At 33.3% G+C, this 26,572-nt stretch carries 22 protein-coding genes; 16 read left to right on the top strand and 6 right to left on the bottom strand.

Annotation, left to right across the window (positions count from 1 at the left end; genetic code table 11):
- The first annotated feature begins 10 nt into the window (after positions 1-10).
- The 16 genes from D9R05_RS01850 (at position 11) to D9R05_RS01925 (ending at position 20,034) form a co-directional block, all read left to right on the top strand.
- Positions 11-553 (top strand): DUF3347 domain-containing protein, encoded by a 543-nt coding sequence (locus D9R05_RS01850; RefSeq protein WP_121665510.1) that lies wholly within the window; start codon positions 11-13, stop codon positions 551-553.
- 8 nt (positions 554-561) lie between these two features.
- On the top strand, positions 562-1,785 hold the full coding sequence (locus D9R05_RS01855) for a permease (RefSeq protein WP_121665511.1): 1,224 nt from the start codon (positions 562-564) through the stop codon (positions 1,783-1,785).
- A 94-nt stretch (positions 1,786-1,879) separates the two neighbouring features.
- Complete coding sequence (locus tag D9R05_RS01860; RefSeq protein ID WP_121665512.1) at positions 1,880-2,200, top strand: four-helix bundle copper-binding protein; 321 nt, start codon at positions 1,880-1,882, stop codon at positions 2,198-2,200.
- 62 nt (positions 2,201-2,262) lie between these two features.
- Complete coding sequence (locus D9R05_RS01865; RefSeq protein ID WP_121665513.1) at positions 2,263-2,823, top strand: helix-turn-helix domain-containing protein; 561 nt, start codon at positions 2,263-2,265, stop codon at positions 2,821-2,823.
- A gap of 69 nt (positions 2,824-2,892) precedes the next feature.
- Complete coding sequence (locus tag D9R05_RS01870) at positions 2,893-5,613, top strand: heavy metal translocating P-type ATPase (protein ID WP_121665514.1); 2,721 nt, start codon at positions 2,893-2,895, stop codon at positions 5,611-5,613.
- Positions 5,614-5,630: 17 nt separating this feature from the next.
- Entirely contained in the window at positions 5,631-7,307 is a 1,677-nt protein-coding gene (locus D9R05_RS01875) for an efflux RND transporter periplasmic adaptor subunit (RefSeq protein ID WP_121665515.1), read from the top strand.
- 42 nt (positions 7,308-7,349) lie between these two features.
- Positions 7,350-7,667 (top strand): DUF6660 family protein, encoded by a 318-nt coding sequence (locus D9R05_RS01880; protein WP_121665516.1) that lies wholly within the window; start codon positions 7,350-7,352, stop codon positions 7,665-7,667.
- Positions 7,668-7,763: 96 nt separating this feature from the next.
- The gene (locus D9R05_RS01885; RefSeq protein ID WP_121665517.1) at positions 7,764-12,086 is read left to right on the top strand and encodes a CusA/CzcA family heavy metal efflux RND transporter; all 4,323 of its coding nucleotides are present in this window, start codon (positions 7,764-7,766) and stop codon (positions 12,084-12,086) included.
- 2 nt (positions 12,087-12,088) lie between these two features.
- Positions 12,089-13,318 (top strand): efflux RND transporter periplasmic adaptor subunit, encoded by a 1,230-nt coding sequence (locus tag D9R05_RS01890; RefSeq protein ID WP_121665518.1) that lies wholly within the window; start codon positions 12,089-12,091, stop codon positions 13,316-13,318.
- Positions 13,285-13,953, top strand: coding sequence for a uridine kinase (gene udk, locus D9R05_RS01895; protein ID WP_262696555.1), 669 nt, complete (start codon positions 13,285-13,287; stop codon positions 13,951-13,953). Before D9R05_RS01890 ends, udk begins: the two co-directional genes overlap by 34 nt.
- 18 nt (positions 13,954-13,971) lie before the next feature.
- Entirely contained in the window at positions 13,972-14,295 is a 324-nt protein-coding gene (locus tag D9R05_RS01900; protein ID WP_121665520.1) for an FtsB family cell division protein, read from the top strand.
- 1 nt (position 14,296) lies between these two features.
- Positions 14,297-15,673 carry a methylmalonyl-CoA mutase subunit beta gene (locus D9R05_RS01905; RefSeq protein ID WP_121665821.1) on the top strand — a complete coding sequence of 459 codons (1,377 nt, stop codon included), beginning with the start codon at positions 14,297-14,299 and terminating at the stop codon, positions 15,671-15,673.
- Between the two features lie 71 nt (positions 15,674-15,744).
- Positions 15,745-16,023: a GIY-YIG nuclease family protein gene (locus tag D9R05_RS01910; protein WP_121665521.1), complete on the top strand. Its 279-nt coding sequence runs from the start codon at positions 15,745-15,747 to the stop codon at positions 16,021-16,023.
- A gap of 164 nt (positions 16,024-16,187) precedes the next feature.
- Positions 16,188-18,344, top strand: coding sequence for a methylmalonyl-CoA mutase (gene scpA / locus D9R05_RS01915; RefSeq protein WP_262696556.1), 2,157 nt, complete (start codon positions 16,188-16,190; stop codon positions 18,342-18,344).
- 5 nt (positions 18,345-18,349) lie between these two features.
- Positions 18,350-19,036, top strand: coding sequence for a hypothetical protein (locus D9R05_RS01920; protein ID WP_162984872.1), 687 nt, complete (start codon positions 18,350-18,352; stop codon positions 19,034-19,036).
- Between the two features lie 98 nt (positions 19,037-19,134).
- Entirely contained in the window at positions 19,135-20,034 is a 900-nt protein-coding gene (locus D9R05_RS01925; RefSeq protein ID WP_121665524.1) for a hypothetical protein, read from the top strand.
- Positions 20,035-20,113: 79 nt separating this feature from the next.
- Here the strand turns inward: D9R05_RS01925 and D9R05_RS01930 are convergent, their stop codons facing one another.
- Genes D9R05_RS01930 through D9R05_RS01955 form a run of 6 tightly spaced genes read right to left on the bottom strand, consistent with a single transcriptional unit; the run spans position 20,114 to position 26,552 of the window.
- Positions 20,114-21,427, bottom strand: coding sequence for a BatD family protein (locus D9R05_RS01930; protein ID WP_121665525.1), 1,314 nt, complete (start codon positions 21,425-21,427; stop codon positions 20,114-20,116).
- Positions 21,411-23,135, bottom strand: coding sequence for a vWA domain-containing protein (locus D9R05_RS01935; protein WP_121665526.1), 1,725 nt, complete (start codon positions 23,133-23,135; stop codon positions 21,411-21,413). The genes D9R05_RS01930 and D9R05_RS01935 overlap by 17 nt, the downstream gene beginning before the upstream one ends.
- Positions 23,128-24,135, bottom strand: coding sequence for a VWA domain-containing protein (locus D9R05_RS01940; protein WP_121665527.1), 1,008 nt, complete (start codon positions 24,133-24,135; stop codon positions 23,128-23,130). The genes D9R05_RS01935 and D9R05_RS01940 overlap by 8 nt, the downstream gene beginning before the upstream one ends.
- Positions 24,125-24,610, bottom strand: coding sequence for a DUF4381 domain-containing protein (locus tag D9R05_RS01945; protein WP_121665528.1), 486 nt, complete (start codon positions 24,608-24,610; stop codon positions 24,125-24,127). Before D9R05_RS01945 ends, D9R05_RS01940 begins: the two co-directional genes overlap by 11 nt.
- Positions 24,610-25,551 carry a DUF58 domain-containing protein gene (locus tag D9R05_RS01950; protein WP_121665529.1) on the bottom strand — a complete coding sequence of 314 codons (942 nt, stop codon included), beginning with the start codon at positions 25,549-25,551 and terminating at the stop codon, positions 24,610-24,612. Before D9R05_RS01950 ends, D9R05_RS01945 begins: the two co-directional genes overlap by 1 nt.
- A gap of 35 nt (positions 25,552-25,586) precedes the next feature.
- Positions 25,587-26,552, bottom strand: coding sequence for an AAA family ATPase (locus D9R05_RS01955; RefSeq protein ID WP_121665530.1), 966 nt, complete (start codon positions 26,550-26,552; stop codon positions 25,587-25,589).
- Positions 26,553-26,572: the final 20 nt, after the last annotated feature.

Raw genomic sequence — 26,572 nt, forward strand, 5'->3', positions numbered from 1 at the left:
TTTTACACTTATGAAACGACAATTATTAATCACAGGATGCCTTTTAGCAGTTTTAAGTTTTACTTCTTGCAAAAACGAAGAGAAAAAAAATGAAAATTCTAATGTAGAACAAACTGAAAAAGAAAGAAAGGAAGAAAAGGAAAACACAGAAGATAAACCGCTCGCTTTTAAAACTGAAAATCAATATGAAACAATTCGTTTATACCTCGATTTAAAAGACGCGTTGGTAAAAAGTGATAGTTATTCTGCTAAAAAAATAGCAGAAATTATCATCTTAAAAAATGAAAATTCTGAAGCCGCAACATTTGCAAAACAAATTGTTGAAAATGAAAATAATATAGAAGCGCAACGCGAAGCCTTTTTTAGTTTGAGTGAACATATGGAAAAACTTGTTACTGAAAATATTACCGGCGGAAAATTGTATAAGCAATATTGCCCAATGGCTTTTGATGGAAAAGGTGGTTTTTGGCTGTCTGAAAATAAAGAAATTATGAACCCCTATTTTGGTGATAAAATGCTGCATTGCGGTTCTATAAAAGAGACCATAAAATAAAGTAATTTATGAATTCTTTTTTTAAACAATGGGCAGAAGCCGCGCATACGAGTTTAGGCTTTTTCTGGATGGCACTTTGGGCATTTGGATTAGGTTATTTAATCAGCAGCATGATTCAGGTTTTTGTAACTGAAAAAAAGATGCAACAAACGATGGGAAAAAATGAAAGCAAAAGCGTTTTATTAGGTACGTTTTTTGGTTTCATTAGCAGTTCGTGCAGTTTTGCCGCATTAGCTTCTACAAAATCGCTCTTTAAAAAAGGTGCTAGTTTTGTGGCTTCGATCGCTTTTTTACTGGCATCGACCAATTTGGTGATCGAGCTTGGGATCATCATTTCCATCTTTTTAGGTTGGCAATTTGTGGTGGGCGAATATGTTGGCGGAATTTTACTCATTCTTATTTGTTGGTTGCTTATTCGATTGATTAATCCTAAAAAATTAATCAAAAAAGCACGCCAAAACCTCGACAAACAAGAGGAAGATGAAGATGAAAACGATAAATCGTGGAAAAAGAAAATAAAGTCTGAAGAAAGCTGGGCAAAAGTTTCTAAACAATATGGAATGGAATGGAAAATGGTCTGGAAAGATGTTACCGTCGGTTTTACCATCGCCGGAATTGTTGCCGCTTTTGTTCCCGATTCTTTCTTTGAAACCTTATTTATAAATACCGGTAACGGAAATTCTGATTTTAGCTTTTTCACCATTTTAGAACATATTATTGTAGGTCCGGTTGCCGCATTTTTAACTTTTATCGGTTCAATGGGAAATATTCCTTTAGCGGCTTTGCTTTTTGGTAAAGGCGTCAGTTTTGCCGGCGTTATGGCATTTATTTTTAGCGATTTGGTAGTTTTTCCGGTCTTAAGAATTAATGCTAAATATTATGGCTGGAAAATGTCTCTTTTCATTTTAGCACTCTTATTTACAGCTTTAATAGGCACTTCCTTAATTTTACATTACGGATTTGATTTCCTTAGTATTTTACCAGATTCATCTCAAGTAAATATTCAGGATCAAGAGTTTTTTAAAATCGATTATACCTTTTTTCTCAATTTAGCATTTATCGCTGTTTCGGGTTACCTAATTTATCTAGGCTTTTTCAAAAAGAAAGATTTAATGTATATGAAAGAAATGGCGCCTAAAAGTAAACTCTTAGAAAGCGTCTTAAAATACGCTGCTTTGGTTTGCTATGTTTGGTTGGCCGGCGGAATTGTAGTAAAATATTTAATTCACTAATTATAAATATGTTAACAAACGTTTAGCGGGTTATTAAGGGATAGTGGTTCTTATTATGTTTAATTTCGGATTAAACTAATAAAAAACTATACCTATGAAAAATGAAAAACTAATTAACGCGCTAACCAATTGTGTAAACCACTGTAATTATTGTGCCGATGCTTGCTTAAGTGAAGATAACGTACAAAAAATGGCCAAATGTATCCAAACCGATAGTGTTTGCGCTGAAGTATGTGAAGCATTAAAAAATGTTTTATTAACGTCTTATGATGACGTTGACGCTCTTATAAAATATTGTTTAAAAGTTTGTAAGGCCTGCGCTGAAGAATGTGGAAAGCACGAAGCAGACCACTGTAAAAAATGTGCAGAAGCCTGTAATAACTGTGCTAAAGAATGTGAAAGTTATTTAGCATAATATCACAGTTGAAATAAAGCTTTACAAACCCGGAATTAATTTTCCGGGTTTATTTATTAATTATGAAAAAAGAATTCTACATCAAAAATATGGTTTGCGACCGTTGCAAAATGGTGGTCCAACAAATTGCAGAACGCTTTCATGTGGAAGCTGAAGAAATTCAGTTAGGAAAAGTCATACTGAATATCAGTCCAGATTTTAATCAAATTGAATTTGGAACAGCCCTGAAAAAAGATGGTTTCGAGTTAATGCAACATCCCGAAATTCAACTTACCGAGGCGATTAAGGTTGAATTAATTCATCTTATAGAAAACAACAATTCTGAAGAAAATAGTTCGAGCTATTTAGCCAATCGACTTCATAAAGATTACAGCTTGTTAAGCAAGACTTTCAAAAAAATTGAAGGGCAAACCATTGAAAAATTCTTCATTAAACTCAAAATTGAAAAAGTAAAAGAATTCATACAGATGAATAAACTTTCTTTTTCAGAAATCGCTTATCAACTCAATTATAATTCTATTAATCATCTTTCTAATCAGTTTAAAAACCTAACAGGAATGACGATGAGCGAATACAAAAACAGTCAAGATTGGAACCGGATTCCACTCGATAAAATTGTGTAAATTCTATCGGTAATTCTGTAAATCGAAACGCAAAAAACACTTTAATTTTGGTAGATAAAGTTTAAAAAAATGAAACACACTTATCATATAAACGGGATGTCTTGCTCGGGTTGCCAAAACCACGTGCAACAAACCTTGACCAAAGTTAGCGGAGTTAAAAATGTTGAAGTCGATCTGGCAAATTCGAAAGCTGAAATTGAAATGGAACAGCACATTTCGCTTCGAACATTTCAAGAAGCTTTAAAAAAAGATGGTGGAAATTACTCAATTCATCTTCCTGAAGAACATTCCAATACCATGAAACATACGTATCATATTCACGGGATGTCTTGCTCAGGTTGCCAAAACCACGTGCAACAAACCTTAGCCAAAGTTAGCGGAGTTAAAAATGTTGAAGTCGATCTGGCAAATTCGAAAGCTGAAGTTGAAATGGAAAAACACATTCCGCTTGAAACATTTCAAGAAGCTTTAAAAAATGACGGCGGAAGTTATTCTATTCATCTTCTTGAAGATGAAGTTCAACCACATAAAAAACAAAAAAAATCGCCTAAAAATGGTACGGGAGTTTATTACTGCCCGATGCATTGCGAAGGCGAAAAAACATACGATCAACCCGGTGATTGCCCGGTCTGCGGAATGGATTTGGTAGAAGAAGTTTCTACAAAACCAACAGGAACACAATATACTTGCCCAATGCATCCTGAAGTGGTTGAAGACTCGCCCGGTGATTGCCCTAAATGCGGAATGGATCTCGTACCCAAAGAACCCGATCTTTCTGCAGAAGAAAAAAATTACCGCCAACTACGTAAAAAATTCTGGTTGGCTTTTGCGTTCACCTTGCCGGTTTTTATCATTTCGATGTCAGAAATGCTCAACGATAATCCGCTTTATGACATTTTAGCGTTGAAGTATTGGAACTGGATTCAGTTAGGTTTATCGATTCCGGTAGTTTTTTATGCCGCTTGGATGTTTTTTGAACGCGCCTATAAATCTATCAAAACCTGGAACCTCAATATGTTCACACTAATTGGGATTGGCGCCGGAGTCGCGTGGATTTTTAGTGTCGTCGCTTTGTTGTTCCCTAATCTTTTTCCGCCACAATTTAAAACCGAAAGCGGAACGGTACACGTTTATTTTGAAGCCGCAACGGTTATTCTCACTTTGGTATTATTGGGCCAAGTAATGGAAGCGCGAGCCCATAGTAAAACCAATTCTGCCGTAAAAGAGTTGATTAAATTAAGTCCGAATGAAGCTACAAAAGTTGTTGACGGTAAAGAAGAAAAAATTGCGGTCGATCAAATTGAAGTCGGTGATGTTTTACGCGTAAAACCCGGAGAGAAAATCCCGGTAGATGGAATGATTACCGAAGGTTCAAGTTCTATTGACGAATCGATGATCACCGGGGAACCCATTCCTGTAGAAAAAAATAAAGACGACAAAGTAAGTTCTGGAACCATTAATGGGCAACAAAGCTTTTTGATGAAAGCAGAAAAAGTTGGTGACGAAACCTTGCTTTCGCAAATTATTGAAATGGTGAATAAAGCTAGCCGAAGCCAAGCACCAATTCAGAAATTAGCCGATAAAATTTCAGCTTATTTTGTGCCGATCGTAGTAGGCGTTTCGATCATTACTTTTATCATTTGGGCATTAGTAGGTCCGAGTCCGGCTTATGTATATGCTTTTGTAAATGCCGTCGCCGTTTTAATTATCGCCTGCCCATGTGCGTTAGGTTTAGCCACGCCAATGTCGGTAATGGTCGGCGTAGGAAAAGGCGCGCAAAATGGAGTGCTTATTAAAAATGCGGAAGCGCTCGAAAAACTCAATAAAATCGATACGCTTATCGTAGATAAAACCGGAACGCTCACCGAAGGAAAACCAAAAGTTGAAAAAATAGGTTTTTCTAAAACTACTTCCGAAGAAAAAGTGCTTCAACTTATCGCTTCATTAAATCAATATAGTGAACATCCGTTAGCAAAAGCCACACTTAACTTTGCGAAAGAGAAAGATATTCAACTTCAGCCTACGCAAGATTTTAAATCGATCACCGGAAAAGGCGTTCAGGGAAAATTAGAAAATGAAACTTATTTCTTAGGAAATAAACGCTTGATGGAAGAAAATTCGATTCGTATTGAAAAAGATCTTCAGCAAGAAATCCTTCAACAGCAAGAAAAAGGAAAAACTGTTTCTTACCTCGCCAATCAAAATGAAGCTTTAGGTTATGTGGTCATTGGTGATCCTATTAAAAAAAGTGCCAAAAAAGCAATTGCCAAACTTCATGAAAAAGGGATTGAAGTAATGATGCTTACCGGCGATAACGAACAAACCGCTGAAGCTGTTGCGAAAGAAATAGGATTAGATAATTTTAAAGCCAATATGCTTCCCGACGGCAAACAACAGGAAGTAGAACGTTTGCAAAATGAAGGAAAAAAAGTTGCCATGGCGGGCGACGGAATTAACGATGCTCCTGCCCTCGCCCAAAGTAATATAGGAATCGCTATGGGAACGGGAACCGATGTTGCGATCGAAAGTGCAGAAGTTACCTTAGTAAAAGGCGATTTACACGGCATTGTAAAAGCGCTCAACCTAAGCGACAAAGTGATGAAAAATATTAAACAAAACCTATTTTTCGCGCTTATTTATAACAGTGTTGGCGTACCGATCGCGGCGGGAATTTTATTTCCGTTTTTTGGGATTTTACTTTCGCCAATGATCGCCGCTTTAGCGATGAGTTTTAGTTCAGTTTCTGTAATTACAAACGCGCTGCGCTTACGAGCGACCAAAATTGATTAACATTTTAACCATATAAAATGAAAAAATACCTGATTTACTTGCTTTTATTGATAGGCGGAATTTTTCTAGGCTATCTGTTTTTTTATTCTTCTTCTGAAGAAAAACAGCAGCACACCCAAACCGAAGAAAACCAAATTTGGACGTGTTCGATGCATCCGCAAGTTGAACGTCAAGAACCCGGCGATTGCCCTATTTGCGGAATGGAACTGATTCCTGCTTCTTCTTCAGAAAACGGATTGACAAAAGATCAATTTAGAATGACAGAAAATGCGCAAGCCTTAGCAAATATTCAAACTACAATCATCGGAAATTCTGAAACTACCAGTTCAGCGCTTCAACTTTCCGGTAAAATTGAAGAAAATGAAGAAGCGAATGCAATTCAATCGGCTTATTTCGACGGGAGAATTGAAAATTTGGCCGTAAATTTTAAAGGTGAAAAAATAAATCGCGGTCAGTTAATCGCTACTATTTACGCGCCAGAATTAGTTTCCGCGCAGCAAGAATTATTAACCGCTGCAAAATCTAAAGAAAGTCAGCCTAAACTATATCAAGCGGTTCGTAACAAATTAAAATCCTGGAAGCTTTCTGAAAATCAAATAAATGCTATTGAAACTTCAGGAAAAGTAAAAGAAAATTTTCCTATTTATAGTTCTGTAAATGGAACGGTAACCGAAAAAATGGTTGAAGAAGGCGATTATGTAAAAAAAGGGCAACCCATTGTAAAAGTAGCTAATCTCGATAATGTTTGGGCAGTTTTTGATGCGTATGAAAATCAAATTGAAACTTTAAAAAAAGGACAACAAATTGCTATAAAAACCAACGCTTATCCTAATCAGAATTTTGAGGCGGAAATTAGTTTTATCGATCCAGTTTTAAATTCATCTACGCGAACTGTAACGGTAAGAGCAGAATTAGCGAATAAAAATCAATTATTAAAACCCGGAATGTTTGTAATGGCTCAAGTTGAAACTGCAAATCAAAATTCAGCTGAAAAAGAAACTATAATAATTCCGAAAAGTGCAGTTTTATGGACCGGCGAACGTTCAATTGTTTACATTAAAACAAATGCAAAACAGCCTGTTTTTGAATTGCGAGAAGTACAACTTGGTGGCGATTTAGGTGAAAATTATGAAATTGTAAACGGATTGGAAATTGGTGATGAAATTGTAACTAACGGGACTTTCACCGTAGATGCCGCCGCACAATTACAAGGTAAAAAGTCGATGATGAATCAAAATAGTGCAGAAAAAATAGTTTTAACGCCAGCGAAACAACAAGTAATTATTTCATTTTTGCAATCTTATTTAACATTGAAAGATGCTTTTGTAGCTTCTAATGAGGAAGAAATTCAATCGCTTTCTACAAAAATAATTCAGCAATTAAATGAAGAAGATTTTTCTGCTGAAAATGAAGATTTTCAACAATATTTTTCCACCATACAAAAGAGTTTGCAAGAAATTCAGCAAAGCAATTCTATTGAAGAACAGCGAAAATTTTTTATTGCGCTTTCAGAAAGCACCGTAAAAATTGCTTCAATGCTGACTAATTTTCCTACCAATCTATACATTCAGAAATGTCCGATGGCAAACAATAATCAAGGAGCGCGATGGATTAGTTCAGAAAAAAAGATTAAAAATCCTTATTTTGGAAAAGCTATGCTAACCTGTGGTAGTGTAATAGATTCTATTCAATAGTTTTCACTCGAAATAAGCTATTTTTAATTACATTTGTAACAGATGCGAATTTTCACAATCATATTATCTATATTTTTTTTGGGACTAAATTTTGTTCCTTGCAATGATAATAGCACTGCTACAGAAGATTCTCAAGTTTTGATTGAACTGGATCAAAACGCAAACGATCATCAACATAATACTACTGGAGATTCTTGCTCTCCTTTTTGCCAATGTCACTGCTGTCACGTTCACGTTACACAATTTAACATTGCAAATTTTCAACCTATTACTCCCGAAATTTCCACGGTAGAATTCATTCATTTTAATAGTTTTGGAAAAGAAATAAGCAAGCAACTTCTCCAACCGCCTCGGGTATAATTTAGTTTTTCTAGGATACATGTGTCTATAAATCAGACACCTCTTTTCGCATTCGCGGAAAAAATCACCTTAAGTTTAACTGAATTATTAACATTCATGATTAATAAAATTATAGATTTTTCAATCCGAAATAAATTTATAATCGGGTTGATGATATTAGCTTGGATTGGCACCGGAATTTGGAGTGTAAAGCAAGTTCCTATTGATGCCACGCCAGATATAACCAACAATCAAGTTCAAGTAATTACCCAAGCTCCAAATTTAGGAACCGAAGATATTGAGCAATTTGTGACTTACCCGGTAGAAGTTGCCATGAGCAATCTGCCAAAAGTTAAAGAAATACGCTCTGTTTCGCGTTTTGGACTCTCCGTGGTCACCATTGTTTTTGAAGATGATGCTGGCAATTATTTACCACGCCAGTTGGTGGGCGAAAAATTGGATCAAATAAAAGAAGATATTCCTAAAGAATTCGGGAAACCCTTTATGGGACCAATTTCAACAGGTTTAGGCGAAATTTATCAATATACTTTAGAGGTTGACCAAGAATATAAAGACAAGTATTCGCTTACAGAATTACGCAGCATTCAAGACTGGATTATTCGGAGACAAATGGCACTGGTTGCCGGTGTAGTTGAAGTAAACGCCTTTGGCGGAAAAATAAAGCAATACGAAATTGCTGTACATCCTGACGAATTAAAAGCTATCGGAATTAGCATTAATCAGATTTTTGAAGCATTAAAGCAAAATAATCAAAACACCGGAGGCGCTTATATTGAAAAAAACCATCGAGCAAATTTTATTCGTGGCGAAGGTTTAGCGAGAAGTATTCAAGATTTAGAACAAATCGTTATTACCAATCAGCAAGGTATTCCTATAAAAATAAAAGATGTTGCTAACGTAAAAATCGGAAACGCTGTTCGCTACGGCGCTTTAACCAAAGACGGACAAGGAGAAACTGTTGGTGGAATGATTTTGATGTTGAAAGGTGCAAACTCCAATGAAGTTATTCAGCGTGTAAAAACACGCATGAATCAAATAGAAAAATCACTTCCAGAAGGTGTTCACGTAAAACCTTTTTTAGATCGGAGCAATCTTATAAAAAAAACAACTTCAACGGTTACCAATAATCTGGTAGAAGGTGGTTTAATTGTAATTTTTGTCTTGGTTTTATTACTTGGTAATTGGCGTGGCGGTTTAATTGTAGCTTCCACTATTCCACTTTCGCTATTGTTTGCTTTTATTTTAATGAACATTTTTGATGTGTGGGCAAACTTGATGAGTTTAGGCGCTATAGATTTCGGAATTATTGTAGATGGTGCCGTTATAATTGTGGAAAGCACCGTGTTTTTCTTGTATGCTGCTGTAAAAAAAGGGAAAGAAATAAGTGATAAAAAGAGAGATAATATCGCTAAAAATTCATCTAAAAAAATGATGAATTCTGCTTTCTTCGGGCAGCTTATCATTATGATTGTCTTTTTACCCATTTTAGCTTTAGAAGGCGTTGAAGGAAAAATGTTTGAACCCATGGCACTCACTTTTATCTTTGCCATGCTAGGTGCTATGATTCTTTGCTTGACTTATGTTCCTATGGCTTCTTCACTATTTTTACGTGCACCAAAAAAGCTGAAAAAAAGTTGGGGAGATAAAATTGTACTTCGAGTAGAAAACATCTATCAAAAAAGCCTGAATAAAGTCTTAAAAAAAGGAAGATTAGTTTTATTTGCAGCATTAGGCTTATTAGCATTCGCTGCAGTAACTTTTTCATCAATGGGAGGCGAATTTATCCCACAATTAGATGAAGGCGACATAGCTTTTCACGCTATCTTAAAGCCCGGAAGTTCGTTAAGCGAATCGATTAAAGCTACTACAAAAATAGAGCAACTTATAAAAGCTGAATTTCCAGAAGTAAAATCTGTTGTAAGTAGAATTGGCGTTGCAGATGTTCCTACCGATCCTATGCCTATGGATATTGCTGATATTTTTGTGATTTTAAAACCAAAATCAGATTGGGTTTCTGCTGAAAGTAAAGCCGAGCTCATTAAAAAGATTAAGGAACAAATCAATATTATTCCCGGAGTTTCTTATGAATTTACTCAACCAATAGAAATGCGGTTTAATGAACTCTTAACCGGTGTTCGTGAAGATGTTGCGGTAAAATTATTTGGTGAAAATTTACAGGTTTTGGCTGATAAAGCTAAAGAAATGGGAGAAATTATTGCTGAAATAGATGGTGTTGCCGATATGAAAGTGGAAGCTACTAGCGGTTTACCACAGATAACAGTACATTACAATAGAAATAAACTGGCACAATATGGTGTAAAAGTAAATCAGTTAAATACCTTAATTGAAACTGCTTTTGCCGGTGGAAAAGCAGGTGTTATTTTTGAAGGAGAAAAACGTTACGACCTGGTTGTTAGATTAATAGAAAATCAACGAAAGGAAATTGAAAATATTCAAAATATTTATGTCAATTTACCGAACGGAAATTCTATTCCGCTTCGCGAATTAGCTCATATCAGCTATCAATCCGGACCGATGCAAATTAGCCGAGATAATACCAATCGCAGAACTTATGTTGGTATTAATATTAGAGATCGCGATGTAAAATCTGTTGTAGAAGATATTCAAACTAAACTCGATCAAGAATTTGATTTACCAACTGGTTATTATATTCGCTACGGCGGCGCTTTTGAGAATTTAGAACGTGCCAGCAATCGATTAAAAATTGTAGTTCCCATCGCGTTATTATTAATTTTTATCTTAATTTATTTTGCCTTAAAATCTTTTTCGCAAACACTTATGATTTACTTAGCCATTCCTATGGCTTGTATTGGTGGAGTTTTTGCCCTTTGGTTACGCGATATGCCGTTTAGCATTTCTGCCGGAGTTGGTTTTATTGTGCTTTTTGGTGTTGCTGTTTTAAACGGATTAGTGATGATTAATGGTTTAAATGAATTAAAAGCAGAAGGAAAAACAAATTTAACCGATAGAATTTTATTAGGAACAAAAAGACGGGTACGGCCAATTATGCTTACCGCTTTAACCGATATTTTCGGTTTTTTACCTATGGCAATTTCTACATCGTCAGGTGCAGAAGTGCAACAACCACTAGCTACTGTAGTTATTGGTGGTTTGTTAACCGCTACCCTGCTTACCCTTTTTATTCTTCCGGTTTTATACAAATGGATTGAACAACGAAAAGAAAAGAAAGGAGCGCTAAAAATCAAACCTGGTTTTGCCATAGTTCTATTGGCTTTATGTTCTTCAAGTTTTTCTTTTGGTCAAGGAAAAACACCAACAATAAATTTAGAAGAGGCCGTAGAAAAAGCTAAAAAACAATATTATTTACTGCAAAATAAAAATTTGTCTATTGAACAGGAAAAAACCTATAAAAGTGAAGTAGTTGATTTAGGAACAACTAAAATTTTTACCGCAGGAGAAGAAATTAACAACGGCAGCGGAGTTTATACACTGGTGGGAATTAATCAGCAAGATATTGATTTATTAGGAATTGGTACCAAACAAAATCTCTTAGAAACTCGTATTGCTTTAGCTGAAAAAGTAGCCAATTTTTCGGAAATTGAATTAGAACTCGCCGTTAGAAAATCTTGGACGCAAGTCTATACGGATAAACAAAAATTTAAGCTCTATAAATCTTTAGATTCTATTTATAAAAAGTTCACAAAAGCGGCGCAATTAAATTTTGAAGTTGAAGCTATTTCTCAATTAGAATATAAATCGGCAATTATAAAAGCAAGACAAATTTCACTTCAACAAAGTCAATATAAAAAAGCTTATAAAAACAGTTTAAAAAAATTCAATTTATGGTTAGCTAGCGATACTTTATTTTCAATAACAGATGAAAAACCGATTATTGAAATTCCCATAAGAAAAAGTGATCGTATAGAAAATCATCCTGAAATTCAACTCGCTGAAAAGAAATTAGCTAACGCTGAAGCTACACATCGTCTAGCAAAAAATCAACTTCTACCTAAATTTAATGTTCAGTATGGATTTCAAGAAATAAATGGCAATGGCGGTTTTTATTCTTATCAAGCCGGAGTTTCTATTCCGTTATTTTCTGGAGCAGAAAAAAGACAACAAAAAAGTAGTGAAATTGAACAAGAAATTGCCTCAAATAATTTGAGTTTTACGGAACAAAAAATTCAAATTGACTATGAAAATGCCTTAGAAAGTTTTTTTACTTGGCAAAAAAACTATCAATTTTACCAAACGGAAGCTTTGCCCTTGGCCGAAGAACAAAAAAAAGGAGCATTATTGGCTTACAAAGAAGGTGCTATTACCTATACAGAATTTACACAGTGGGTGGCTGAAGCCGTTTCTACAGAAATGGCAGCAATTGAAGCTGAAAAATCATATTGGGAAGCCTTATTTCAATTAATCTATTATCAACAATAATTATGAAAACCTTATATAAACAATCAAATTTATTTCTATTGAATTTGAATTCTATAAAAAAACATCAATTTCAAACAGGTTTTTTACTCTTGTTTTTTTGTGTGTTTTTTATGGCTTGCAAAGAAAATCAAGTCGAAAACAAACCGGTAAAACAAAATGTAAATTCTTCAGATAAAGAAGAAATCCATATATCAAAAAAGAAGGCTGAAGCGCTTAATCTAAAAATCGGTGTCGTAAAAAAAAGAAATATTAGCGGTTTTGTAGAAGCCAATGGGCGCTTAGAAGTTCCGCCACAAAACGAAGCGAGTTTAAGTTCTGTAGTAGGCGCAACAATACATTCAATTAATGTAATTGAAGGCGATGAGGTAAAAAAAGGACAAACACTTGCTTATTTAACCCACCCAAATTTAATTGAAATGCAAAGCAATTATTTAGAAGCATACAATCATAAAAGCTATTTGTTACAAGAAAAAGAACGCCAAAAAAAATTATATGATGCCGGAGTTGGATCGGGTAAAAATTACCAAAAAGCACAAAGTGATTTTCAAAAAAATGATGCAATTTTAAGTGGCTTAAAAGCAAAATTGCGTTTGCTAAATATTTCGATACAAAAAATTGAGCAAGGAGAAATTCAAGAACGTGTTCAAGTTAAAAGTCCGATTGATGGTTATATTCAAAAAGTGAATATAAAAACCGGGCAGTTTGTAGAAGCGCAAACACATTTGTTTGATATTATAAACACGCATCATATTCATGCAGATTTAATGGTTTATGAAAATGATATTTCTAAAATTGAAAAAGGTCAACATATCAAATTTAACGTTCAATCCTTACCGAATAAAGAATTATCAGCCGAAATTTATTCCATCGGAAAAACATTTGAAGAACAACCAAAAGCAGTACACGTACACGCCGAAATAAAAGGAAATAAAGAAAATTTATTGCCGGGAATGTATATTCAAGGTCGTATAGAAACTGACAATCAGCAAAACTACGCGCTACCTGAAGATGCGATAGTACGAGAAGGTGATCGTTATTATATTTTTAAAGCTGAAGAAAAAAATGAAGAATGGTTTTTTGAACCGGTAGAAATAAAAACACTCCAAAGTCAATCTGGTTGGACAGCTATTGCTTTTTTAAACAAAAAAGATGAAAAAGCTACCTATGCTTTTAATAATGCTTATTATTTGTTAGCAGAATCTCAAAAAGAAGAAGGCGGACATCATCATTAAAATCACTACTTTTAACAAAAAATAAGATGCTCATTATTGGAATTGCCGGTGGAACCGGAAGCGGAAAAACAAGTCTTGTTAAAAAAATTTTAGATTCACTTAATTCAAATGAAATTAACTTAATTTCTCAAGATTCTTATTACAAAGAAAACAATAAACTTAGCCAAAAAGAACGCGCTCAAATAAATTTTGATCATCCTGATGCCATAGATTTTGAATTGTTGACAACACATTTAAAAGAACTAAAAACAGGAAAAACTATAGCGCAACCCACCTATTCTTTTATTGAGCACAACCGAATGGCAGCAACGCAAAAAATTGAGCCTAAAAAAATAATTTTGGTAGAAGGAATTCTCATTTTCAATCATCAAGAATTACGCGATTTATTTGACGTGAAAATTTTTGTAGATGCAGATACAGACGAGCGATTAATAAGAAGACTAAAAAGAGATATAAAAGAGCGCGGTAGAAACTTAGAAGAAGTGTTAACGCGATATCAAAACACCTTAAAACCTATGCATCAGCAATTCATAGAACCCAGCAAAGCATTTGCAGATATTATAATTCCAAACAATCATTACAATAGCACAGCTGTTAATATTGTTCAAGCAATTATAAAAAATGGTTTAGACTAAATTTGTATCTTCGTAGCGATGAGTTTTCAAGAGTTACGTAATAAAAAATGGTTTAAGATTGTAAGCAACAAATACGTGCTTATAATCCTATTTTTTGGTGTTTGGATGTTTTTTTTAGACAGCAATTCTTGGCTTGTACACCAAGAATTAAATCAAGAAATTAACGAACTCAACAACAACAAAAAATATTATAAAACAGAAATTAATAAAGATAAAGCTATTATTAAAAGTTTAGACGATTCTTTTGAACTTGAAAAATTTGCCCGCGAAAAATATTTTATGAAACGCGAAAACGAAGATGTCTTTATTATTGAATATAAAGATAGCCTCAAAAAAGATTAATATGAGTAAAAAATTATTTGAAGATTTTCAGGAGGTTTCTGCTAAAGAATGGAAACAAAAAATTCAAGTAGATTTAAAAGGAGCCGATTACAAAAGTCTTATTTTTCGTAGCAACGAAGGAATTGATGTAAAACCATTTTATCATCAAGAAGATGTAACCGAAAAAAAGATTTCAGCAACACCAACCGATTGGAAAATTACAGAGCGTTTTGTAATTCATGATGAAGAAAATATTCATATAAAGCTAAAGGAAAGCATAGATAAAGGTGCTGAAAGTTTGTGGCTTCAAATTGCTTCAGTAGAAGTCGACATCATTAAAATTCTAAAAGAATTAGATTTAACTGAACTTCCTATATTTTTAGAATTTCAGTTTTTAAATAAAAATACAGCCGAGGAATTAAAAGCTTTTCTTCAAGATAAAAAGCATCAAATTTCTGTCGGAATTGATATTATTGGAAATCTCGCAGAAAGCGGAAATTGGTTTAAAAACTTAAATACAGATCACGAAAAACTCGCTTCTTTTATTGAATTACAAAATTCTATAGAAAGCGTAATTTCTATAAATACAGAAGTTTATCAAAACGGTGGTGCCAATTGTACGCAACAATTAGCTTATGCTATGGCACACGTTAATGAATATTTAAATCATATTTCAACGAATTTCTCTACGGAAGCTAAAAAATTTAAACCGACTTTTAAGGTAGCTTTAGGTTCTAATTATTTCTTTGAAATCGCGAAACTAAAAACTTTGCGTAATTTATACGCCACCATTGCTTCGGCTTATGAAATGCCGGAAGAAATTAACATTCTCGCATTTCCTACAAAACGCAACAAAACACTTTACGATTATAATGTAAATATGTTACGCACCACTACCGAATGCATGAGCGGAATTTTAGGCGGAGCCGATTTGGTTTGCAATTTCGCTTACGATGAAATTTATCATCACGATAACGAATTTGGAAGAAGAATCGCCAGAAATCAGCTTTTAGTTCTAAAAAATGAAAGCTATTTTAATAAAGTAGCAAATATTAGTGATGGGAGTTATTACATTGAAACCATTACGGAGCAGTTATCAGAAAAAGCTTTAGCAGTTTTTAAAACCATTGAAAAAGGCGGCGGTTTTCTTACTGAATTAAAGGAAGGAACCATTCAGCGAAAAATAAAAGAAAGTGCCGATAAAGAAAAAACACAATTTGAAAATGGTGAAATCACCTTAGTCGGTACCAATAAATATGTAAATGAAGAAGATAAAATGAAGCAAGACATTGAAGTTGACCCGTTTTTAAAACATGAAAAACGTAAAACTTTAATCGGACCCATTATTCAAAAACGGCTCGCTGAAAAAAGTGAACAAGAACGATTAGCAACCGAATAATTATTGCTGAAATTTTAATGTAAAAAGAACCGTCATGCTGAACTTGTTTCAGCATCGCATAATTCTTAAATATGAAATTATCTTATGTTTATATACTTTCTAATAAATATAGAACAACATTTTATATTGGAGTTACAAACGATTTAAAACAAAGGCTTTATGAACATAGTGAAGAAACCGGTTCTAAGTTTACTTCAAAATATAATATAAAAGATTTATTGTATTTTGAAAAGTTTACTGAAATAAATCAAGCTATTTTAAGAGAAAAACAATTAAAGAATTGGAAAAAGGACTGGAAAATAAATTTAATAAAAGATAATAATCCTAAACTTGAAACATTAGTCTTATAAATATTAAGCAAAATGAGAACCTGAATCAAGTTCAGGTTGACGCTAACAACGTCATGCTGAACTCATTTCAGCATCGCATTAAATTATTAAAAAATAAAATTCAGTGTAAAAGTTAGAAAGATGTTTAAGTTTATTTCCTGCAAGCTTTTAAAACTTTTCAGGAGATAAATCATAACCAAGAATCAGTAAAGACGATGAGCAGAAAAGACCTTCAACATATAGAACTAAAAAAAGCACCTGCAAAAAAACAAGATGCTTCCAGCTATAAAACTGCGGAAAATATTAACATTAAAAAAGTATATTCAGCAGACGATCTTGAAAATTTACAGCATCTAAATTATGCAGCGGGAATTCCGCCATATTTACGCGGACCTTATTCTACTATGTACGTAAAACGCCCGTGGACCATTCGTCAATATGCGGGTTTTTCTACAGCGGAAGAAAGTAATGCTTTTTATAGAAGAAATCTTGCCGCAGGACAAAAAGGACTTTCTGTAGCGTTTGATTTAGCAACACATCGCGGTTACGATAGTGATCATGAACGTGTAGCTGGAGATGTTGGTATGGCAGGCGTAGCGATAGATTCTGTTGAAGATATGAAAGTACTTTTTGATCAGATTCCGCTCGATAAAATGTCCGTTTCGATGACTATGAATGGTGCGGTTTTGCCAATAATGGCTTTTTATATTGTCGCTGCTGAAGAACAAGGCGTAAAACCCGAACAACTTTCAGGAACTATTCAGAATGACATTTTAAAGGAATTTATGGTTCGAAACACCTACATTTATCCACCGACGCCTTCCATGAAAATCATTTCAGATATTTTTGAATATACGTCTAAAAACATGCCTCGTTTCAACAGCATTAGTATTTCAGGATACCATATGCAAGAAGCGGGCGCAACTTGTGATATTGAATTGGCTTACACTTTAGCCGACGGTTTAGAATATATCAGAAAAGGACTTGAAGCAGGAATGGATATTGACAGCTTCGCTCCTCGCCTATCGTTTTTCTGGGCAATCGGGATGAATCATTTTATGGAAATCGCCAAAATGCGCGCCGGAAGAATGCTTTGGGCAAAATTGGTCAAACAGTTCAACCCAAAAAATTCAAAGTCCTTATCATTACGAACACATTGCCAAACAAGCGGATGGAGTTTAACAGAGCAAGACCCGTTTAATAACGTTGCCAGAACCTGTATTGAAGCTGCTGCTGCTGCTTTCGGCGGGACGCAAAGTTTACATACCAACGCTTTGGATGAAGCAATCGCCTTACCAACAGATTTTTCTGCACGAATTGCCAGAAATACACAGCTTTATTTACAAGATGAAACCCAAATTACTAAAACAGTAGACCCTTGGGCTGGAAGTTATTATGTCGAAAAACTGACTGATGATATTGCGCAAAAAGCTTGGAAACTGATTGAAGAAGTTGAAGAGTTAGGCGGAATGACAAAAGCGATTGAAAAGGGAATTCCGAAAATGCGTATCGAAGAAGCCGCGGCTAAAAAGCAAGCACGAATTGATAGCGGGCAAGATATTATTGTAGGAACAAATCGTTACCGTAGAGAAAAGGAAGACCCAATTGTTACGCTAGAAGTTGACAATAAAACCGTTCGAAAACAACAAATTGAACGTTTAGAAAAAATAAAAGCCGAACGAAATACTTCAAAAACAGAAGCTGCTTTAGCGAAATTAACGGAAGCTGCAGAAAAAGAAGAAGGAAATTTATTAGCTTTAGCCGTAGATGCAGCAAGAGAACGAGCCAGCATCGGAGAAATTAGTATGGCTTTAGAAAAAGTTTACGGAAGACATAAAGCACAAATTAAATCGTTTAGTGGCGTGTATAGCAAAGAAATAAAAGACGATGCTTCATTCAATAAAGCAAAAGAATTAGCAAATGAATTCGCGGAATTAGATGGTAGACGTCCTCGAATTATGATTGCTAAAATGGGACAAGATGGTCATGATCGCGGAGCAAAAGTAGTTGCTACAGGTTACGCCGATGTTGGTTTTGATGTTGATATTGGTCCGCTTTTCCAAACACCTCAAGAAGCTGCCAAGCAAGCTGTTGAAAATGATGTGCATGTCTTAGGCGTTTCTTCGTTAGCTGCAGGACATAAAACCTTGGTTCCGCAGGTAATTGAAGAGTTAAAAAAATTAGGTCGCGAAGATATTATGGTCATTGTTGGTGGTGTAATTCCTTCAGCAGATTATGATTATTTATTTGATGCCGGCGCAGTTGCTGTTTTTGGTCCGGGTACAAAAATTAGCGATGCTGCTATTCAGATTTTACAAATTCTAATTGATTCTGTTGAGTAATTTCTATGTACAAGTTATTAAAGCTATTTCTTATCGTATTATTTCTATCTTCTGTCTCCTGTAAAAGTCCGTACGTGTCTTTATATTCAAACGAAGAGGAAGTCAGTTTTACTGATGAAAATATTTCTGAAAATGAAAAAATAGAATTTACATATATTCCATCTATTGTTTATAGCTCACCTGGTGGTTCTAATTCAAGAAATGGATCTGAAGCTTTTAGAGGTTATTATAAAGATAATATTGACTCAATAATAAACTTAAGAAGTAATAAAATTAACATAAGTGATAAAGTTATTCTAAGAAAAAATTCAGATGCCGAGAATTCTATTGAAAAAAACTTAATTCAAATAATAAAGTTGATTGACTTAGAAAATTCTATTGAAAAAAAAGAACTGCCTCTAGATTTGAAAACTATTTTAGATAAAAGCTCTACTAAATTTTCTTTTTTAACTTTTATTAATTTAAACATGATGACTTATTCAGAAAAGCATTCCTTAGAACATCATTTAAATCATAATAACACTTTAGAAATAAGAAATATAACAACATATATATTTATTTTTGACAATAGTAAAAAGCAAATTATACATTTTTACAAATCACCAAAAATAAACGGGGATTTAACCTACTCAAAACATTATTCAATGGTTGAAAACCAAATTTTAAAGTTTTTGAATAATTACGATAAATAAAATAACAATAGAGAATGAAAAAATGGTTCTCTTTTTTTAATTTAAAAAATACGAAATACAAAAACACAACGTTTCATATATAAACAAACCTATTTATTATGAAATACGCTCTAATTATTTTCTCCGCATTTATTTTATTTTCTTGTAATTCTGATGATGATATAAACTCACCAGAAAATCCTTCTGAATCATCTTTAATAGTTAGTTCATATAAAGAAACTATTAATAGACCTGCTGTTAATGAAAATGAAAGTTTTAAAGAATTAACTGTCGGTGATATTCTTCAAAATAAATTTACTAACTATACAATTGAAAGTTATATTAATGATGAATTAATGGATAGTAATAATCATAAACATTATGAGTACAAAAATAACCAACTTATAAACTTTTACCCTCAATCTGAAGCTGACCTAGAAACCAAACAACAATTGTTTTATGACGAGAATCAAAGTCTAACAGGTATTTATTGGGAAAAAACAGACCGTTATTATAGAATTATACACAAAGATGATAATATTGATTATTTTGAGTGGTTATCAGGCCCTTTTGATGATTCTAACACAGAGGTTTCTATACGATTTATTTTAAAATTTGATGAGAATGATAATGTTGTAAGAGCTGGAATTGATCGAGATTTAGATGATATAATGGATTTTGAAAATAAATTTACCTATGATGAAAACAACAATATTGTTCAGTTAGAAATGCATAATGGTAAAACTATTAGTCCAAGCTACTCTACTATTAAAAATACAAAGTCTTTTGTGTTAGACAATTCTTATGGCAAAAGAGTGCGAAGGTTATTTTGTAGTCAAGTTTATGCTAATTCAGTAGATTTTGAATCTATAATTGGATTGGAACATTCTACCAATTTAAGAACAGATCAAGTGAGTTCTGCTTTATCATTAGAAACAAATGAAACTGGTTTTTACACAAAATATCAAAAAGAGCACTATGAAAACTCAACTTATACTATAGAGTTCTTTTTTGAATAAAAATTTTTATTTAGAAGTTCTAATTAATTTTAAAAAGCTTTCGATAAAACAGGGAACGAAAAAGTTCCCTGTTTTAATTTTAAGGATTAATCCAATTTACTCTATCAGTTGGTTTACCAAATTGATTTTTTAAATAGTTTTTTCTAATTTTTTTTAATCGGTTTTTATGAAGTAGAAACTCATATTCATCTTCAATTTTTTCTTCTTTACTGTAAAAATTTTTTACTAAATAGGTAAGTGTAGGTTCGTTTAGATTAAGTTCATCTAGCCATCTATAAAATGTATTTACGGTTTTTTCTTTATTTTTTTGCTTTAATGTTTTCAGAAATTTATTAAAATAATACTTCTCTGAATTTCTATAAGCTTCTCTTGCCTTAATAACCTGTCTAACAATTTTTTTAAAACTATAAATTAATGCTAGTAAAATTAGTACACTTAATAGTAATACTAGCGTGAATTGTTTTACACTAAGTCCTAAAATTTTTGTCTTAGTTTTCTTTTCAACGCTTTCTGCTATTTTCGCTTCTTCAAGTTTTAAAGAATCTCTTACGCTTGTTAGCATTCCCAAGTCTGGATTTCTAGCTACATTTATAGTAAACGATTTTAATGTTCGTTTAAAAAGCTTTTTCTGATAAGGATTATACCAAGTATATATCTTTTCAGGAATTGTAATTTCTCCTTCTTTTTCAAATAAATATCGGACGGTTTCTGTGCGTTGAGCGCTAATTGAAGTTTTAGATTTAAAATTATCTATAAATTGTTTACCTTCATATAAACTGACGTGAGGAAAACTATCCCATACCGTTGGTGGAATAAGCTCAGGAACTGTTCCTGCTGCTTTTCGAGTTATAGTCCTTGTTAATACATCTCCAACTTTTACTTTGTTTTTGTTACCCGACCAATTTTCACGAACACTTAAACTTGAAGCGACTAACCATTGGTCATTTTCAAAATTTGGTGGAACAGGTTTTACCTTAATGGTTTTTTCCTTTGTTTTTACAATTCGTTTAGCTCCTTTATAATCTCCGGGAGCTGGGGTTTCTACTTCAATTTCTAAAGCAGGAAAAATAACGTCATCTTCGCTAAAGGGAAATACATTATAAATTAACTCCACTCCCGCATAATTTTGCCCCTTACTTACAAAAGATCTGCTTACAGGTCTAAAATATACTGAGAAAGCGCCATTTACTTTCAAATTATCTAGATCTATTCCTTTTGTGAACCAGGTAGATGTATAAACAGTTATACTAACTTGTAAAGGTTCTCCTACATATACACTAGACTTATTTAGGTCTACGTTTGCCCATACAGTTTGAGAATTCAATTTTGAAGTTCCTAATACAAATAGAAATACAATTAAAAAACCATAAATTATGTTACCATTTTTCTCCATCGGTTTGCTGAGGTTTCATATTATATTTTTTTGCTTGATATTTAAATTTTCGTTGTAAAAACAAGGCAGGATCATCGTTAACCTTTCGCATTAATACTTTTTCTTTACTCGGTTTTTGTACACTTGCTTCAATATTTTCTGGCACTTCATCTAGTTCTTTTCCTTTCCGTATACTGGTATTTACCGTTTCTTCTTTTCGTTCTTTCTTCATATCTTCTTTAGTAGCTTCTTGTCCACCGCCACTGAGATCCTCCATATCTTTATTCTGCATATTTTTTGCCTGCTCTCCCTCTTGAGATTCTTCAGCATTTTTAGGAGTCATTTTATCTGTAGCTGGCAATAACTTTTCTAAGGCATTACTATTCTGCCTAGCAGCGGTTAAATTAGGATCTTTCTCTACTGCTAAACCAAAAGCAAATTGCGCTGCTGCATAATCTCCATTTTTAAAATAAGCCAAACCTAAATTATAGGCTCCTTCAGCAGTAGTATCTTTAGCAAAAGCAGAAATAGCACTTTCATAATTATTTGCTTTAAAATAAGCAATTCCTTTTCTTAAAGGATCTGAATAGGTTTCTGCCGCATTTTTATAATTTTCAGCATCGCTAAGTCGTTGACCTTGATAATCTTTGGTAAACCATATATCTGAAAAACTATTTTCACTATTACAGGAGCACAAGAGCAAAAAACCTAGTGTGTATAACACCCAGCCTTTTCTATACCAAAACAGCAGGCAAATTGCCATTGGTATAACTAATAATAAGCCGACATCGCGCCACACGTCTTCTTTTTCTTCTGCCTTTGAGGTGAATACTAAATTTTCACTGATTTTTTTGGCTATAAATTCTACATCACTATCATCAAGTGTTAAGTGCTGAACATCTACTTTTTCTACTTCTTGTAAAATTGAAATTATATTAGGATCTATAGAGGACCGTACTATTTTTCCATTTTTATCTTTAAGATTATATTTTCCGTTAGGTGCTGGTATTTCTCCTCCGCTTGGTGTATTCATTGGTAAAATGATAATCTTGTTTTTTGAATTACTCACAAAACTTGTCAGAATTGAAATTTCTTCATTTCCAAAATCATCTGAAATAACCACTAATGTACCAGGCGCTTTTGTTACTTGTGTTAACGAATCGCCTAATTGAAGTGCCGCTTGAAGATTTGAACCAGAAAAAGGCATGGTTGAAGGTCTTAATCCTTCTACGTGACTTTTTATAATTTCATAATCTTTTGTTAATGGTACAACAGTGTGTGCTGTTCCTGCAAATGCAACTAAAGCCATCCTGGCTCTAGGATTATATTTTATAAGATCTTGAATTTTAAATTTAGCTCGTTCTAATCGATTAGGCTGTATATCTTCAGCCATCATACTTTGCGATAAATCTAATAAGACCACCACGGGGGTTTCTAGTTTTTGACCTGGTATTTTTACTTTTTTCCAGGTAGGACCTGCAAGTGCTAGAATTCCAAAAACCATAGTAAATAGCAAAACCAAATGCATCCAAAACTTAGCTATATTGCTACCTTTAGAAATAGTATATTTACGTAGATGAGGTGCTATAATTTTTTTCCATTTCATTTCCTGTCGCATCGATAATAAACTTATAATTACCAATACAAAAACCACAACCAACAACCATAAAAATTGCGGTCTTAAAAAGTGAAAATCACTCCAATTTATAGGAAATAAATCATCATACATGTGTTTCCTGTTTTTGCTTTACTAGTTTAATTAGCTTAATTAAATTTAAAAACAACATTAATATTAATATTATGACAATAGCAATTCCTAAAGGATAATAATATAACAGCGTTATCGGTTTATTTTGTTCCTCTTCATACTCGATAGGTTCTAATTTATCAAGCTCCGTATAAATTTGCTCTAAACGTTTTTTATCTTTAGCTCTAAAATATTGACCCTTAGTAAGACTCGCTATATCTTTTAGTGTATTTTCATCTAGATCATTACCCGCTCCTCCCGGATTTCCTATACCAATAGTATAAATTTTAATACTATCTTTTTTTGCTAAGCCAGCAGCGTCTAAAGGTAGAATGTCGGTTCCGGCATCTACTCCATCAGTAAGCAATAGCATTACTTTTGTTTTAATCGTATCCTTATCAAACATTGTTACCCCTTTGGTAATTGCTTTCCCAATATGCGTCATTTGACCAGCCATACCAACATCTGCTTCTTCTAACATTTGATCTACAACTTGTAAATCTGGAGTAAATGGTGCTTGTATATAAGAACTCGAACCGAAAAAAATTAATCCCATCCGATCTCCTTCTCTTTTATGAATAAACTCATGCATTACATTTTTAACAGCATCCCATCTTCTTACTTTTTCACCATTTATAAGCCAATCTTTTTGGGCCATACTAAAAGAAATATCAGCTGCTATCAAAAAGTTTCGTGAAGTTTTCACTTTCATTTCCGGCTCTCCAACAATTTGAGGAGAAGCCAATGAACATAAAGTTAAAACCCAACATAGAAATAAACACAACCAAATAAAGAAATTTCTTTTCTTAATGAATGCTGCTTTTTTGGGTTTTTGCTTTGTATAATTTACCGCATTATTAAATACAGGATAAAATAAGGCAGCACTTTTTAATCTTACAGCCGGAAAAATCAGATATACCAAAAATGGTAACGGAATAAGAAAAAAGACCCAAAGATTTGCTATTTCAAAGTTATCTGGCATGCGTTTTTATCCATTTTTTTGAATTTAATATAATAGCCGCTCTTACATTTGAGTCTACCTCATCATTTGTGTAAATAGCCGTTTCAATGTCTTTTTTTAAGCTAGAAAAATTAACTTTTTTTCCTGTTTGATCTAAAAATTCCAGCCATTGAGCGCCATATAAATTGCCTACTTTATTTCGATCAAACGTCTGAATTGCTACTTTTTTCAAAATAATTAACGCGTCTACTATAGAAGTTATTTCTTCTAATTTTTTAAGCGCACGCCTACGATAAGCGTTTTTAATATATTTTTTTATAAGAATAAAAGAAGTACATACAAGTATAATACATAAAACAACAGCCAATACCTTCCAGCCTATTGTTTCAAAAGTAAATGCAACTGGTTCGGGTTCGTAAAGTTTTTGTAATTGTAAAGATTTTAATTCTTTAGTTTGAGCAATAGAGTCTTGTATTTGAATTAAGTAAATCATCATTATCTCGCTATCTGTAATTTACCAAAAACCTCTTTTAATTGATCATCTAATTTTTGAACCGTATCTACCATAAATACCGGAACATGGTATTTTCTCATTTCATTTTTGAAGCTATTATAATCCTTAGTAAATCCTTGTTGAAATGCTTTGTTTATTGTCTGACTTTTTCCATTTATAACAATTTGATTAGTAAGGTTTCCGGCTACAAATTTTTCGTTTGGAATAGCATACTCTAAAGGATCTGCAATTTTTGCTAAAATCAAATCATTATGACGAGAAATAGATGCAATTGCTTTTATAAGTTTTGGAGAATAACGTATAAAATCGCTAATAATGATTACGGTAAAATCATGGGTTACTAGATTATTAATACGTTGAATCACTTTTTTTAAAGCAGGTTCAAATTCAATGGGTCTAGAGTTTATTAATTCTTGATTACGTTGAACAATTTTCTCAAAAAAATGTACTGTATTTTTCCTACTTCGCTTTGGCGAAATCACATCAAAATCATTATCAGCAAAAACAATTCCGCCTACTCGATCTCCTTCTTTGAGAGTTCTAAAAGCCGCAATAGCTGCTAACTCTGCTGCAACAACTGATTTTGTCCTCTTTTGTGAGCCAAAAAACATAGATTTAGATTGATCTACTACAATAAGGACCGGTTTTTCTTTTTCTTCAGTGTAAACTCTTGTATGCGTTTTTTGTGTTCTAGCGGTGACTTTCCAATCTATATTGCGAATGTCATCTCCTTTTACATAATTTCTAACCTCTTCAAATTCTAATCCTCTTCCACGAAGTTTTGAAGCATGTTTCCCTGACAGCACACTATTTACTTTATGCTTTCGGGATAAAAAACTAAGACTTCTTGCCGAATGTTCTTTCTTGAGCAATTCGGGTAAAGAAATAAAAACGTCTTTCGGGTATTTTTTTGATTCGGTCATATAAGTAAATTTCTTACTACTGAAATAGTCAAAAACTAAGCAACAACAGCTACTTGTTTTAATATTTCATCTATAACATTATCTGCAGAAATTCCTTCAGCATTAGCTTCATAACTTAAAATAATTCGGTGCCGCAAACAGTCGTGTACAACTGCACGAATATTATCTGGTGCAACAAAATCTTTTCCGTTTAACCAAGCATGGACTCTACACGCTCTATCTATTGCAATAGAACCTCTAGGACTTGCACCAAAATCTAACCACGAGTCAAGTTGTTCGTTATATTTTGAAGGATAACGACTAGCTGATATAATATCAACTATATATTTTTCCATAACTTCTGAAATAGTAATTTTTGCTATTTCTTTTCTAGCATCAAAAATTACTTGAGGTTCTAAAAGTTCATGTTTTTTTTCTTGTTCTTTTTTTTGTTCTTCTCTATTAAGTCTAAGTATGGCTAATTCAGCATCATCATCGGGATAATCTATAGTTACGTGCATTAAAAACCGATCCATTTGAGCTTCCGGTAATGGATAAGTTCCTTCTTGTTCTATCGGGTTTTGAGTTGCCATAACCATAAAAAGAGGTTCCATGGCGTAGGTTTTTCCTGCTACAGATACCTGACGTTCTTCCATTGCTTCTAATAATGCTGCTTGCACCTTAGCAGGAGATCTATTAATTTCATCTGCTAAAATTAAGTTACTAAAAATGGGACCTTGCTGAAAAACAAACTTATCTTTTAATTCCGGTTGGTATATTTCGGTTCCTGTAATATCTGAGGGCAATAAATCTGGTGTAAATTGTATACGACTCAACCCACAATTCAACTCTTTAGCGAGTGTTTTAATTGCTCTAGTTTTTGCTAAACCCGGTAAGCCTTCTAAAAGCATGTTACCATTTGCTAAAAGCACTAAAATTATACGCTCTATTAAATTATCTTGTCCTATAATGGCATTTCCCATTCTAGATTTAAGCTCAAGTACAGAATCGTGTGGTGTCATAATTTAAATGTTTACGTAAA

Source organism: Mesonia aquimarina, from assembly GCF_003667275.1.
Classification (GTDB): domain Bacteria; phylum Bacteroidota; class Bacteroidia; order Flavobacteriales; family Flavobacteriaceae; genus Mesonia; species Mesonia aquimarina.